The sequence below is a fragment of the Mesorhizobium sp. M0207 genome (assembly GCF_040321995.1).
Classification (GTDB): domain Bacteria; phylum Pseudomonadota; class Alphaproteobacteria; order Rhizobiales; family Rhizobiaceae; genus Mesorhizobium.
Genome location: NZ_JAMYSQ010000002.1, coordinates 279,212 through 292,009 on the forward strand (window position 1 = coordinate 279,212; position 12,798 = coordinate 292,009).

Genomic DNA, 12,798 nt, shown 5'->3' on the forward strand with positions numbered 1-12,798 from the left:
TCGCCTTGCACCGTTTGCGACGGCGCTTGCCGTTTTGCGCCGTGCTTTCACTGGTCGCTCTTCTGAGCTTCGCCTTTTGAGGGGTCAGCCGGAGCACGCTTCAGGATGGACGGCCCAATCGCATAGGTCGCCCGCAAATAACCTTTGTGGCAATCGGCAGCGATTTGACGAATTTCCGCATCGTCCGACTGCTCCGCCATGGCCACGAAGCGCTCGACGATCACCTCGCGCGGCCTGATAGCCACGGCCGCCGCAAAGCGCCGCAAAACCGCATCCGGATGTTCGAGTAACCGTGGCAGGTCCTTGGAACTCGGCATGACATAGTGACCATAGGCGTCGACCAGTGTCGTGAAAGCCGAGTCCGGGCGAAGCGCGGCGGCATTTTCCACCGCAAGCCCTAGCTGCCAGCGCTGTGCAAGGCAGATGAACTGGACGACTCTCCACCGAACGCCGGCATGTTCGTCATCCAGCCGCAGCATCACGCGCCCGAGAATGGCGGCATCGGCCGGCGTGGTGCATCCAGAAGCGCCTCGATTGCGTCGAAGCGGAGATGAGAAGCTTTGCTATCGAGCAGATCGGCTATCTCGGCGACAACACAATTTAGCTTGTAGCTGAGCCTGGAACCCATTTCGACCGCTATGAACACCGCTGCAGCTTGTGTCTGGCCATTGCTGGAGACCAGCAGCGGCCGGAGGTTTTCGATCGGAAAGCCTTTGCCAAATTCCGAAACGAAGAGCCCACGTCAACTCGCTGTCGCCCTCGTAGCCGGGCTCCAGCAACTTGCTCATCATGTCTTGGGGGGTCATTGCAAATGGGTGGCGCGTCCACCCGCAAGTTTGGATGACGACCCGTAGCCTGGTGGCCAGCGGACGTCAAGAAGCGCTGTCGGCCACAGCGCAGGTATCGGGTGGCTCGCACCGCCTCTATCTGCGACCAAGCATCCGATTGCCGGCAAGAGCCGGCGCCAAAAAAGGATGCAGAAAATGTTCGCACTCGCCAACAAGGTCGCCATCGTCACTGGCGCCAGTTCCGGCATCGGCCGCGCCACGGCAAAGCTCTTTGCCGAGGAAGGCGCCAAGGTGGTCGTCGCGGCCCGCCGCCAGGCGGAACTCGATGCGCTGGTTGCCGAAATCGAAGACGCCGAGGGCACCGCCATTGCGCTTGCCGGCGACGTCCGCGACGAAGCCTACGCGAAAGTCCTGGTCGACCTGGCGGTCGAGAAATTCGGCGGGCTCGACATCGCCTTCAACAATGCCGGCTCGGTCGGCAGGATGGGGCCGGTCTCTGAGCTGTCGCTGGAGGGCTGGCGCGAGACGCTCGATACCAATCTGACCAGCGCCTTTCTCGGCGCGAAATACCAGGTGCCGGCGATGGTCGAACGCGGCGGCGGCTCGTTGATCTTCACCTCAACCTTCGTCGGCTACACGGTCGGCATGCCCGGCATGACCAGCTATGCCGCGAGCAAGGCCGGACTGATCGGATTGACGCAGGTGCTGGCCGCCGAATTTGGCGCCAAGGGCGTCCGGGTCAACGCGCTGCTGCCGGGCGGCACCGACACGCCTTCGGCGACATTCAACACACCTGAATCGCGGGCGTTCGTCGAAAACCTGCATGCCTTGAAGCGCGTCGCCGAGCCAGAGGAGATCGCCCGCTCGGCGCTTTACCTGGCTTCCGATGCATCGAGCTTCACCACCGGCACGGCACTGTTCGCCGACGGCGGTGTCTCGATCACCCGCACGTGAAGCGTTTCGCGGTTGGCGTCGGCCCGCCAGCCGCAATGTCGGCCGCCAGCCGCAATGCCGGAAAAACCGGTCTTGCTTTTCCCGGCGATTTGACGATTCCGTCTTCTCCTCGAAAACGGGTTGGAAACATGCTGCTGATCAGGACCTATATCGCTGCAAGCGCAATCGAAGGCGTCGGCGTGTTCGCCGCCGAGCCGATCCGGAAAGGGGCGCAGATCTGGCGGCTCGATCCGGACTTCGACCGGCTGATCCCGATGGAAAGATACGAGACGGCGCCGCCGCACCTCAAGGAATTGCTCGACAGATATGCCTATCCCAGTCCGGACCGGCCGGGCTTCATGGTGTATGAGGTCGACAATGGCCGCTTCATGAACCACGCCGACAAGCCGAACACCGACTTTTCGCAATATGGCGGGGCCACCGCGACCCGCGACATCGCCGCCGGCGAGGAAATAACCTGCGACTACGGCGAGTTCTTCGAGGGTTTCGAGCAGCTCCACCTGGCCACGGCGTAGCGGCGCCTATCTGGCCCAAGGCGAATTTTGTTCTTGCTTTGTGCCGGCAGCTATGCTATTAATTTCCCTACGGTGCTGATTCACACCAGCGACCCGCCGCCGAGGCGGGTTTTTTCGTTTCGGGATTCGGCGGCCTCAGGCTTCGGTCTTTTCGGCGGTGAGTTTCACCCCTAAGGCCTTCACCACGCCAAGCAATGTCGAGAGGCGCGGGTCGCCATCGGGGCTCAGTGCCTTGTACAGGGCCTCCCGGGTGACGCCGGCATCTTTCGCCACCTTGGACATGCCACGCGCGCGGGCAACTATGCCGAGAGCATTCGCGATATAGCCGGTATCGCCCGTGGCAAAGGCGTCGGCAAGAAGTTCGGCCTGGGCCTCCGCGCGGCCGAGATGTTCGGCAGGATCAAAAGGCAAGGTCTCGTGGGGCATTTCAGATCTCCTTGGCCATTTCAATGGCCTTCCTGATATCGCGCTTCTGCGAGGACTTGTCGCCGCCGCAGAGCAGGATAACGAGCGCGCTGCCGCGCTTGACGAAGTACAGTCGGTAACCGGGACCGTAGTCTATCCGAAGCTCGCCGATGCCATCGAAGAACTTCACGTCTCCCATCAGTCCGGACTGGATACGTGCCACGCGGATCGCAATCCGCTCGGCCGCCCGCATATCGTTTAGACCCTTGAGCCAGTCCCGGAACTCGGCGGTTTGCTCAACGATGGTCACTCGTGAACTATAGTTCACAGATTGAAAAAATCAAGCCGCCATGTGGGACTGTCGTGCCCGCCCGGACGGCACCGCCTCTCAATCGGCTGTGGACAGAGCCCCTTGATTCTGCTATCAGCCGCCCCAATTCGTGGTGTAACGCGCCGCGGAGGCTTGCGGCTATGGCCGCTTGCCTGTTGATTTCAAACCCGAAAGACAGGATTGCACGTGCAGGTACTCGTCCGCGACAACAATGTTGATCAGGCGCTTCGCGCGCTCAAGAAAAAGATGCAGCGCGAAGGCATCTTCCGCGAAATGAAGATGCGCGGACATTACGAAAAGCCCTCCGAGAAGCGCGCCCGTGAAAAGGCGGAAGCCGTGCGCCGTGCCCGCAAGCTGGCCCGCAAGCGCGCCCAGCGCGAAGGCCTGCTGCCGATGACGCCGCGTCCGGTCGCGGCCGGTGCTGCCGGTGCCGGTGCTCCGCGTCCGCCGCGGTTCTGACGTCAATTTTTCGTCCTTTTCCAAGGATATCCAAGGTGGCGCGATGCGGAATCGCCGCCACCTTTTTGTTGTGAGTTCGACCCGGTCCGAGAGGACCGGTTGGGGGAGATGCCGGTTCGGAGGGGGAACGGACCAGACGGCGCAGTAAGGACAGGGCAGACATGGACGCAATCACCGTAGAGCGCAGAACCGCGTGGCGCGGCCTCGCCCTGACGGCAGCCCTGCTTTCCGGGATGGCGCTTGCCAGCTGCCAGAGTGTTCCGACCGGCGAGTTCAACAACATCGACAAGGCGCAAGGCTCGAGCGAGAACATCTCCTCGCTGTCGGCGGTGATCCAGCGCAACCCCCAGGATCCGGAAGCCTACAATGTGCGCGGCTCGGCCTATGGCCGCGGCGGCCAGTACCAGGCGGCGCTGAAGGACTTCAACACCGCCATCCAGCTCAATCCGAATTTTTACCAGGCCTATTCGAACCGTGCGCTCATCCAGCGCTTCCTCGGCGATCAGGCGAGCGCGCTCGCCGACTACAATCGCTCGATCCAGATCAATTCCAACTATGACGCCGCCTATATCGGCCGCGGCAATCTCTACCGCAGGGCGGGCCGGGTCCAGGAAGCCTTCAACGATTTCCAGAAAGCCATCCAGCTCGACACGACCGATGCGCGCGCCTATCACAATCGCGGCCTGATCTACCAGAGTCAGGGCCAGCACGCCTTTGCCATCGAGGATTTCTCGACCGCCATTTCGTTGGCGCCGGACGCCTCCGAGCCTTACAACGGGCGCGGCCTCTCCTACCTTGCCATGAACGACGAGGACAATGCCTTCGCCGACTTCAACATGGCGATCAAGCTCGACGGCAAGAATGCTGAGGCCTGGTCCAACCAGGCGTTGATCTACGAGCGGCGCGGCGACAAGGTCAGGGCCGCGAAATCCTACCGCGAGGCCGTGCACCTCAATCCGACCTACCAGCCGGCCAAGGACGGCCTGGCCCGCACCAGTGCCGGCTGAGCGGCCGGTTAATCGGGCCTCCGTTTCCGCACTCCGACAACCCTGCGTTTAGCTTCGCCTTGCTGGCGCCAAGTTTTCGGCGGAACGCTCGGCGTGCTCAGCCGTTTGTACAAGGCAATTTCGAAAGGACCCTGCCATGATCAAGAAACTCGCTTGTGCCGCTGTTCTCGCCACGACCGTCGTTGCCGCTCCCGCCAGCGCCAGCAAACTCCAGCTCGGCGTGCTCGACTGCACCATCGACGGCGGCACGGCCTATCTCGTCACTTCCAACAAGGGTGTTTCCTGTGTCTTTCGTCCGCATCGTGGCGGCCCCTCTGAAGTCTATACCGGTGTGATTTCCAAGCTCGGCGTCGATGTCGGCCGGACGCATCAGGGCCAGCTGGTATGGGCGGTTCTGGCGGCGACCCGCAACCACGATGAAGGCGACCTTGCCGGCAGCTACTATGGCGTGAACGCCGAGGCCAGCGTGGTCACCGGTGGCGGCGCCAATCTCCTGGTCGGCGGCCTCGACAGCGCCTTTTCGCTGCAGCCGCTCAGTGTCCAGGCACAGACCGGCGTCAACTTGGCGGTCGCCGTCACCTCGCTCGACCTGATCCACTCGTTCAAATAACGGCGCAGCATGGCTCCCGAGCGGCGGGGAGCGTAGGTGTCGGCCTGCGAATGGCTGCCGAAGGCTCATAGATTCCGGCAGGCCCACTCCGCAGAGGACGGGCCGCCCTGATGTTCAAAGTTGCGGCGCTCGAAGATCACGGCATGGCAACTGTGTTCATGCCGTTACCGTGACCGAAGATTGCGGCGATCCAATATTGCTTGTCTTCGGTCTGACCAGAATCTCAACGCCTCGTGATCGTCCCCCACCGCACAATTTTGAAATCCGCCACGTCAACGGCGATCAAGACCGCTTGATCTCAACTACGGTTGAGGTTCTAGAAGTCCTCCCATACTGCGGCATGTACTCATTTGGACGTGAAGAACGCTCCAATACTTCAGACCAGCAAAGCCTGGGGGACCGGATGACCAAGACAAGCACAAACAGGGTCGACTGGCGCGCGCTGTGGGCGAGCGGCGACCTGGCGCGCTTCTGCTTCATCAGCCTCGGCATCCTGCTGCACGCCACCAACGAAACCATGGTGGCAACGGTCATGCCGGCCATGGTCGGCGAACTCGCCGGCGTGCAACTGGTCGGCTGGTCGCTGGCGATCTACGAGCTCGGCGCCATCGTTGCCGGTGCGGCCGCCGGACGGCTGGTGAGCTATGTCGCGCTGCGTACCAACATGATGGTCGCCGCAATGCTCTATGCCGCCGGCGCGCTGGTCTGCGCCACCGCGCCTTCGATGCCGCTGTTCCTCTGCGGCCGCCTGATCGAGGGGCTCGGTGGCGGCGCGCTGGTGTCGCTGGCCTTCGTCTCGGTCGAGCGGCTGTTTGCCCGCGCGATCTGGCCGCAGCTTTTCGGCGTCATGTCGGCGATCTGGGGCGTCGCCGCCTTCAGCGGCCCCGTGCTCGGCGCGGTCATGACCGAATTGCTGTCCTGGCGCTGGGCCTTCGGCGTCTTCACCCTCGGCGGCACGGCGATGGCGCTGGCAAGCTTCATCGTGCTCGACACACCGGAAGCAACAAGGCCGCAGGCGACGGGCGGCTCGGCGCCACCCTTTCCCTTTGCGGCACTTGGCTGCCTCGCCGTCAGCGTCGTGCTGATTGCCACCGCCGGCGTCGACATCGCCCTGCTGCGCTCGTCGCTGCTGCTCACCCTCGGCCTGGTCGGCCTGGCGCTGTTTATCTACATCGACGCACTGAAGCCGCGCTCGCGCCTGTTCCCGTCGCGGCTGTTCTCATGGCGCTCGCCGGTTGGCGCGGGCATGACCATGGTCGCCGCGTTCTCGGTGGCGACCTGCTCCTTTACCGTCTACGGTCCGCTGCTTCTGACCAGCCTGCACGGCATTCCGATCCTGACCACCGGCTACATCATCGCCGCCGAATCGATCGCCTGGTCGATCCTGTCGATCCTCGTCGCCAATGCGCCGCCGGAACGCGAGCGGCTGATCATCGTCGGCGGGGCGCTGATGATCGCCACGGGCGTCGCCGGTTTCGCCTATACGGTGCCGGCCGGCTCTATCCCGTTGATCCTGCTTTGTGCCTTGCTGCAAGGCGGCGGTTTCGGCATCGCCTGGCCGTTCGTCACGCGTGTCATCGTGGCATCGGCCAAGGAAGGCGAGCAGACGATCGCCTCGGCCGCTGTGCCGACCATGCAGCGCATCGGTTATGCCGTTGGTGCGGCACTGACCGGCATCGTCGCCAACGCCAGCGGCTTTTCCGAAGGCCTGAACCGTGAGGCCGCGGCAAGTGTCGCCGCCTGGCTGTTCCTAGCGTTTATCCCGCTCGGAATCCTGGGATGCCTTGCCGCCTTGCGGATTTCGGGGGCGACCGACACGAAGCCGGCGAAGCTGTCAATCTCCGTGGGGGAGATTGACTAGACAACGACCGTCTTCATCCGGTCGGCGATCAGCGCCGCGAGCCGCGTCGCCACCTCGTCCTTGCTCATCTCCGGCCATTCCTCGACGCCGGCCTTCGAGACGATCCGCACCTTGTTGCGGTCGCCGCCCATCACGCCCGGGGAACCATCTTCATGGGAGACATCATTGGCAACGATAAGATCGGCGCCCTTTTTTGCAAGCTTGGCCTGGGCATTCCTGACCAGGTCCTGCGTCTCGGCGGCGAAACCGACCACCAGCATCGGCCGCTTTTTGTGATGCCCGACACCGGCGAGAATATCGGGATTTTCCACCATCTGCAGCGCCGGTGGCCCCTCGCCCGCCACCTTCTTGATCTTTTCCCCGGCCGAACTTTGAGTGCGCCAGTCGGCGACAGCCGCGACGAACACTGCCGCGTCGGCCGGCAGCAGCTGCTCGACGGCGTCCTTCATCTCGACGGCCGTTTCGACGTGCAGCGTGGCGACGCCGGCCGGATCGGCAATGCCGACCGGGCCGGAGACGAGACGCACGTCGGCACCGAGCCTGGCCAGCGCCGCCGCAATGGCGTGGCCCTGCTTGCCCGACGACCGGTTGGCGATGTAGCGGACCGGGTCGATCGGTTCATGCGTCGGCCCGGAGGTGACAATGATCTTCCTGCCCGCCAGCGGCTTTGGCCGGCTGTCGAGCAGCGCCTCGATCGCGGCGACGATCTCCAGCGGCTCGGCCATGCGGCCCTCGCCCACCTCGTTGCTCTCGGCCATCTCGCCCTTCGCCGGGCCGACGAATGCGACGCCGTCCTTGCTCAGCGTCGCGCGGTTGCGGCGGGCCGCCGGATGCGCCCACATTTTCGGGTTCATCGCCGGCGCCATCAAAACTCGCTTGTCGGTGGCGATGAGCACGGTCGAGGCAAGGTCGTTGGCATGGCCATTGGCGAGCTTTGCCATCAGGTCGGCGGTGGCCGGCGCCACGACCAAAAGGTCGGCCTCGCGCGACAGCCTGATATGGCCGATGTCGTGCTCGTCCTGCCGGTCGAACAATTCGGTGAAAACATGGTCGGCCGACAGCGCCCCGACCGACAGCGTAGTGACGAACTCCTGCGCCGCCGCGGTCATCACCACCCGCACTGCCGCGCCGCGCTCGCGCAGCCGGCGGATCAGGTCGAGCGCCTTGTAGGCGGCGATGCCGCCGCCGATGATCAGCAGGATGCGCTTGCCGGAGAGGATGCCTCGCGGGCTGGAGACGGCGACCACCGGCGCTGCTGGACTCTGCGAACTCGTCAGTTCGCGCAGTGTTTTCTCGATCTGATCGATGCGACCGGCCGAACCGAACTGACCTTCGACCGCTGTGCGGATCATCACCCGCGCCTGGTCTTCCATCGACCGGCCATTCTCCGCCGCCAGTCGGCGCAGCAGGTCCTTGACCTCGTCATCAAGGTTGCGGATCGTGATGCTGGCCATCTGATTGCACCTTGCCCGGAATTGCTGAGTGTAATGATAGCAATGCAAGCACTTTGCAACAAGCGCTAGAAAATACGCCAGGCGATATACACCAGCGTCAATGCGATCACCCACAGCGCCAGCCGGCCGGAGCGGGTGTAGCGCGCCTCGGCCTTGCCGATCGCGCGTGCGGTCCTTTCGTCGAAGCGCAGGCCGTGTTCGGCCATCAGGTCGATCTCACGCGACAGCCGCTCGGTGCGGGCGGCGAGGTCCGGTGCCTGGCGGGCCAGCGCCAGCAGCGCGTTGGCACCGTCGCGCGCATCGGCCAGCAGGGCGCGCGGGCCGAGGTTGCGGGCAATCCAGCCGCTCACCACCGGCTCCGACGTCTTCCACATGTTGAAGGCCGGGTCGAGCGTGCGGGCGACGCCTTCGACGACGACCATGGTCTTCTGCAGCAGCACCAGCTCGGACCGCGTCGCCATGTCGAAGAGGTCGGTCACTTCGAACAGCAGCGTCAGCAGCTTGGCCATCGAGATGGTCTCGGCAGGCTGGCCGTGGATCGGTTCGCCGATCGCCCGGATCGCCTGGGCGAAGGCCGCGACATTGTGCTGGCGCGGCACGTAGCCAGCCTCGAAATGCACCTCGGCGACGCGCTGGTAATCGCGCGTGATGAAGCCGTAGAGGATTTCGGCGAGGAAGCGGCGCTCCTTTTTGCCGAGCCGGCCGGCAATGCCGAGATCGACGGCGACGATGGTGCCATCGGCTTCTATAAACAGGTTGCCCGGGTGCATGTCGGCGTGGAAGAAACCGTCACGCAGCGTATGGCGCAGAAACGACTGAACGAGGTTGGCGGCAATCGCCTTCAGGTCGTGGCCGGCGGCGGTCAGGCCGGCAATATCGTTCATCTTGATGCCGTCGACCCATTCCATGGTCAGCACGTCACGACCGGTGCGCTCCCAGTCGACTGACGGCACACGGAAGCCGGGATCGTCCTTGGTATTCTCGCCGAGCTCCGAAAAAGCCGCCGCCTCCAGCCTCAAATCCATTTCGATCTTGGTAGTCTGGGCCAGCGTCTCCGTCACCTCGACCGGCCGCAGCCGGCGCGACGACGGGATGTACTTTTCCTGCAGCCGGGCGGCGAGGAAATAGCTTTCGAGATCGCGAAAGAAGCGGCGGCGCACGCCCGGCCGGATGACCTTCACCGCCACTCGCCTAACGACGCCGTCCTGCAGGGTTTCAGCGGTATGGACCTGGGCGATCGAGGCGGCGGCGACGGCCTCGCCAAAACTGGCATAGAGCTCACCGACCTTGCGTCCGAGCGATGCTTCTATCGCCGCTATGGCCTCGGCCTTGGGAAACGTCTGCATCTTGTCCTGCAGCATGGCAAGATCAAGCGCGATATCGTTGCCGACGACATCCGGCCGTGTCGCCAGGAACTGGCCGAGCTTGACGTAGGATGGGCCGAGCCGCACGACCGCCTTGGCCAGCCTGTCGCCGCGCTCATAGGCAAGCGCCCGACGGCGGGTGAATAGCCGGGCCATGCGCCAGCCGAATTTCGGCAAGCCGAAGAGCTCGTCACCGGGCAAAGCCGCGATGACGCCCTCGCGCACAAGCACCCAGCCGGCCCGCACGAGCCTGAAACCAGCGCCGATGCTGCTCATGGCTGGCTTTGCCCTGCCGGTTTCCTGAACTGGCGCAAGGCACGTCGGAAAATGCGGGCCAGCCTCAAAGCTTCCAGCCCGAATGAAGCGCGGCGATGCCGCCGGAATAATTGCGGAATGAGGCGCGCTCGAAGCCTGCGCGCGAAATCATCGCCGCGAAATTCTGCTGATTGGGAAACTTGCGGATCGATTCGACCAGATAGGAATAGGGCTCGTCATCGCCGGTCACCACCTTGCCGATCCGCGGAATGGCGTTGAACGACCATGCTTCATAGACCTTGTCGAGCAGCGGCATCTCGACCTCGGAGAATTCAAGGCAGAGAAAGCGCCCGCCAGGCTTCAGAACGCGATAGGCTTCGGCAAGCGCCACATCGATGCGCGGCACGTTGCGGATGCCGAAAGCGATGGTGTAGGCGTCGAAAGTAGCGTCGGCAAAAGGCAGTTCCTCGGCATTGGCTTCGACGAAATCGGTATTTGCCGACAGGCCTTTTTTCTCGGCCCGATCGCGGCCGACGGCGAGCATCGAGCCGTTGATATCGAGAACCGTTGCATGAGCGTGCCTGCCGCTCGCCTCGACGATGCGGAAGGCGACATCGCCGGTGCCGCCGGCAACGTCGAGAACGCTCCAGCCCGGCCGCTTCGGTGGATTGAGCCAGGCGACCATGGCGTCCTTCCACAACCGATGCAAGCCGGCCGACATCAGGTCGTTCATCAGGTCGTAGCGGTTCGCCACCTTGTGGAAAACATCATTGACCAGGGACTGCTTGTCGCCTGGCCCTACCCGCTTGAAACCATAGGAGGTTTCCATGCCGCCCGCAGCAGTGGTTCTTTCAACCGACATCGTTTTGATCCGCCATAAAATCGGCGGGACCATAGCCGATCGATGGTGCGGGCGCTATTGTTTAAGGCGCGGTGTTCGGCCGCGCTTCGAAGCAGGTTCCGGAAAAGTGTCACACGGTTTTTCGACAGGAACTTGCGTCATAAGAAAAAGCCTGACGGGATAATTGAATGCCTTTGAAAGCAGAACTGCACTGCCACATCGAAGGGGCAGCGGCGCCTGAACTCGTCCTCCGCCAGGCTGAGAAATACGGTAAGGATGCCTCGCGCTACGTCCAGGACGGCTCCTTCGTCTGGCGCGACTTCACCTCTTTCCTCGCGGCCTACGACTTCTCGTCGGACCTGTTCCGCACCGAAGAAGACTATGCGCGGCTGGCCGACCATTACCTGACCAGCCTCGCCCGCGACGGCGCCATCTATTCCGAGGTTTTCACCTCGCCCGACCATGCCAACAAGGCCGGGCTGTCGCCAAAGGCCTATACCGACGCGCTCGGCGAAGGCATGGCCCGCGCCAAGGCGAAGACCGGCATCGAAGGCCGCATGATCGTCACCGGCGTGCGCAATTTCGGTGTCGAATCGATCGAGCGGGCGGCGCGTTTCGCCGCGCGCTGCGGGCATCCGCTGGTCACCGGTTTCGGCGTCGCCGGCGACGAGCGGATAGGCGACCTGGAAGATTATGTCAGGGCCTTCGAGATCGCCCGCGAGGCCGGCCTCGGCATCACCGTCCATGCCGGCGAATTGATGGGCTGGGAGAGCGTCGAGGCGGCACTCGACCACATCCGCCCGTCTCGCATCGGCCATGGCGTGCGCGCCATCGAGAACCCCGAGCTTGTGCGGCGCATCGCCGACGAAGGCGTCGTGCTCGAATGCTGCCCTGGCTCCAACATCGCCCTGAAAATCTTCGACAGCTTCGCCGACCATCCCTTCCCCGCCTTGCGGGCAGCGGGCTGCAAGGTGACGCTCAACTCCGATGACCCGCCCTATTTCTGGACCTCGCTGAAACGCGAATACGACATCGCTGCCGAGCATTTTGCGATGGACGACAAGGCGCTCGCCGCGGTCACCAGGACGGCCATCGAGGCAGCCTTCGTCGACAGGAAGACCAGGGCGGCGCTGCTGGGCAGGCTCGGCGCCAAGGGCAGGTGAATGGTGAATGGTTCACCCGGCGCTTCGGTTCGTCAGCCGCGAGTTTTTCCGCGCAACCAAGGACTCGCAAACCAGTTCACTATTCACTATTCACTATTCACCATTCACCATTCACTTGCGCAGTTGGAGAACACCATGAAGGGCGTCACCGTCGTCGACCATCCGCTTGTCCAGCACAAGCTGACCATCATGCGCAAGAAGGAAACCTCGACGGCCGGCTTCCGGCGGCTGCTGCGCGAGATCTCGCTGCTGCTCGGCTACGAGGTCACCCGCAACCTGGAACTGACGACGACGACCATCGAGACGCCGATCGAAACGATGGAGGCGCCGACGCTGGAGGGCAAGAAACTGGTCTTCGCCTCGGTGCTGCGCGCCGGCAACGGCTTGCTCGAAGGCCTGCTCGATCTGGTGCCGGCGGCGCGTGTCGCCCATATCGGCCTCTATCGCGACCATGAGACGCTGGAAGCGGTCGAGTATTTCTTCAAGGCGCCGGGCGACCTCGCCGACCGGCTGGTGATCGTCGTCGACCCGATGCTGGCGACCGCCAATTCGGCGATCGCGGCGATCGACAAGCTGAAAGGCCGCGGTGCCACAAACATCCGCTTCCTCTGCCTGCTGGCGGCACCAGAGGGCCTCGAGCGGTTTACCCAGGCGCATCCCGATGTTCCGGTCTTCACCGCTTCGATCGACCGCCAACTCAATGAGAAGGGCTACATCATGCCGGGTCTCGGCGATGCCGGCGACCGCATGTACGGCACCAAATAGATCCGTTTACCGATTGTTTACGCAAA

The 12,798-nt window shown here is 63.5% G+C and carries 14 protein-coding genes; 8 read left to right on the top strand and 6 right to left on the bottom strand.

Annotated features, from left to right (window positions below):
* Positions 1-47: 47 nt before the first annotated feature.
* On the bottom strand, positions 48-482 hold the full coding sequence (locus NKJ15_RS05090) for a hypothetical protein (protein ID WP_352814414.1): 435 nt from the start codon (positions 480-482) through the stop codon (positions 48-50).
* Positions 483-983: 501 nt separating this feature from the next.
* On the opposite strand from NKJ15_RS05090, the gene NKJ15_RS05095 reads away from it, so the two are divergent.
* Together NKJ15_RS05095 and NKJ15_RS05100 are read left to right on the top strand one after the other, a co-directional pair.
* Positions 984-1,742, top strand: coding sequence for an SDR family oxidoreductase (locus tag NKJ15_RS05095; RefSeq protein WP_352814416.1), 759 nt, complete (start codon positions 984-986; stop codon positions 1,740-1,742).
* A 128-nt stretch (positions 1,743-1,870) separates the two neighbouring features.
* Positions 1,871-2,257: an SET domain-containing protein gene (locus NKJ15_RS05100; RefSeq protein ID WP_352454023.1), complete on the top strand. Its 387-nt coding sequence runs from the start codon at positions 1,871-1,873 to the stop codon at positions 2,255-2,257.
* Positions 2,258-2,392: 135 nt separating this feature from the next.
* Here NKJ15_RS05100 and NKJ15_RS05105 read toward each other — a convergent pair whose 3' ends face one another.
* Positions 2,393-2,683: an addiction module antidote protein gene (locus tag NKJ15_RS05105; RefSeq protein WP_352448268.1), complete on the bottom strand. Its 291-nt coding sequence runs from the start codon at positions 2,681-2,683 to the stop codon at positions 2,393-2,395.
* Between the two features lies 1 nt (position 2,684).
* Complete coding sequence (locus tag NKJ15_RS05110; protein WP_352448269.1) at positions 2,685-2,972, bottom strand: type II toxin-antitoxin system RelE/ParE family toxin; 288 nt, start codon at positions 2,970-2,972, stop codon at positions 2,685-2,687.
* 207 nt (positions 2,973-3,179) lie between these two features.
* Here NKJ15_RS05110 and rpsU point away from each other — a divergent pair, with 207 nt between their 5' ends.
* From rpsU to NKJ15_RS05130, 4 genes are all read left to right on the top strand, one after another.
* Complete coding sequence (gene rpsU / locus NKJ15_RS05115) at positions 3,180-3,452, top strand: 30S ribosomal protein S21 (RefSeq protein ID WP_023675331.1); 273 nt, start codon at positions 3,180-3,182, stop codon at positions 3,450-3,452.
* A gap of 161 nt (positions 3,453-3,613) precedes the next feature.
* The gene (locus NKJ15_RS05120; protein ID WP_352469482.1) at positions 3,614-4,459 is read left to right on the top strand and encodes a tetratricopeptide repeat protein; all 846 of its coding nucleotides are present in this window, start codon (positions 3,614-3,616) and stop codon (positions 4,457-4,459) included.
* A 136-nt stretch (positions 4,460-4,595) separates the two neighbouring features.
* Positions 4,596-5,069 carry a DUF992 domain-containing protein gene (locus NKJ15_RS05125; protein ID WP_352469481.1) on the top strand — a complete coding sequence of 158 codons (474 nt, stop codon included), beginning with the start codon at positions 4,596-4,598 and terminating at the stop codon, positions 5,067-5,069.
* A gap of 403 nt (positions 5,070-5,472) precedes the next feature.
* Positions 5,473-6,930, top strand: a complete 1,458-nt coding sequence (locus tag NKJ15_RS05130) for an MFS transporter (RefSeq protein WP_352814418.1) — start codon at positions 5,473-5,475, stop codon at positions 6,928-6,930.
* On the opposite strand, the gene coaBC is transcribed toward NKJ15_RS05130, so the two are convergent.
* The 3 genes from coaBC to ubiE form a co-directional block, all read right to left on the bottom strand.
* The gene (gene coaBC, locus NKJ15_RS05135) at positions 6,927-8,384 is read right to left on the bottom strand and encodes a bifunctional phosphopantothenoylcysteine decarboxylase/phosphopantothenate--cysteine ligase CoaBC (protein WP_352814420.1); all 1,458 of its coding nucleotides are present in this window, start codon (positions 8,382-8,384) and stop codon (positions 6,927-6,929) included. The two genes, NKJ15_RS05130 and coaBC, sit on opposite strands and share 4 nt — an antisense overlap.
* Before the next feature lie 65 nt (positions 8,385-8,449).
* Positions 8,450-10,024 carry a 2-polyprenylphenol 6-hydroxylase gene (ubiB, locus tag NKJ15_RS05140; RefSeq protein WP_352469478.1) on the bottom strand — a complete coding sequence of 525 codons (1,575 nt, stop codon included), beginning with the start codon at positions 10,022-10,024 and terminating at the stop codon, positions 8,450-8,452.
* Positions 10,025-10,088: 64 nt separating this feature from the next.
* Positions 10,089-10,865 carry a bifunctional demethylmenaquinone methyltransferase/2-methoxy-6-polyprenyl-1,4-benzoquinol methylase UbiE gene (gene ubiE / locus NKJ15_RS05145; RefSeq protein WP_352469477.1) on the bottom strand — a complete coding sequence of 259 codons (777 nt, stop codon included), beginning with the start codon at positions 10,863-10,865 and terminating at the stop codon, positions 10,089-10,091.
* Between the two features lie 167 nt (positions 10,866-11,032).
* Here ubiE and NKJ15_RS05150 point away from each other — a divergent pair, with 167 nt between their 5' ends.
* Positions 11,033-12,007 carry an adenosine deaminase gene (locus NKJ15_RS05150; RefSeq protein WP_352682444.1) on the top strand — a complete coding sequence of 325 codons (975 nt, stop codon included), beginning with the start codon at positions 11,033-11,035 and terminating at the stop codon, positions 12,005-12,007.
* 135 nt (positions 12,008-12,142) lie between these two features.
* Positions 12,143-12,772 (top strand): uracil phosphoribosyltransferase, encoded by a 630-nt coding sequence (upp, locus tag NKJ15_RS05155; protein WP_023675320.1) that lies wholly within the window; start codon positions 12,143-12,145, stop codon positions 12,770-12,772.
* Positions 12,773-12,798: the final 26 nt, after the last annotated feature.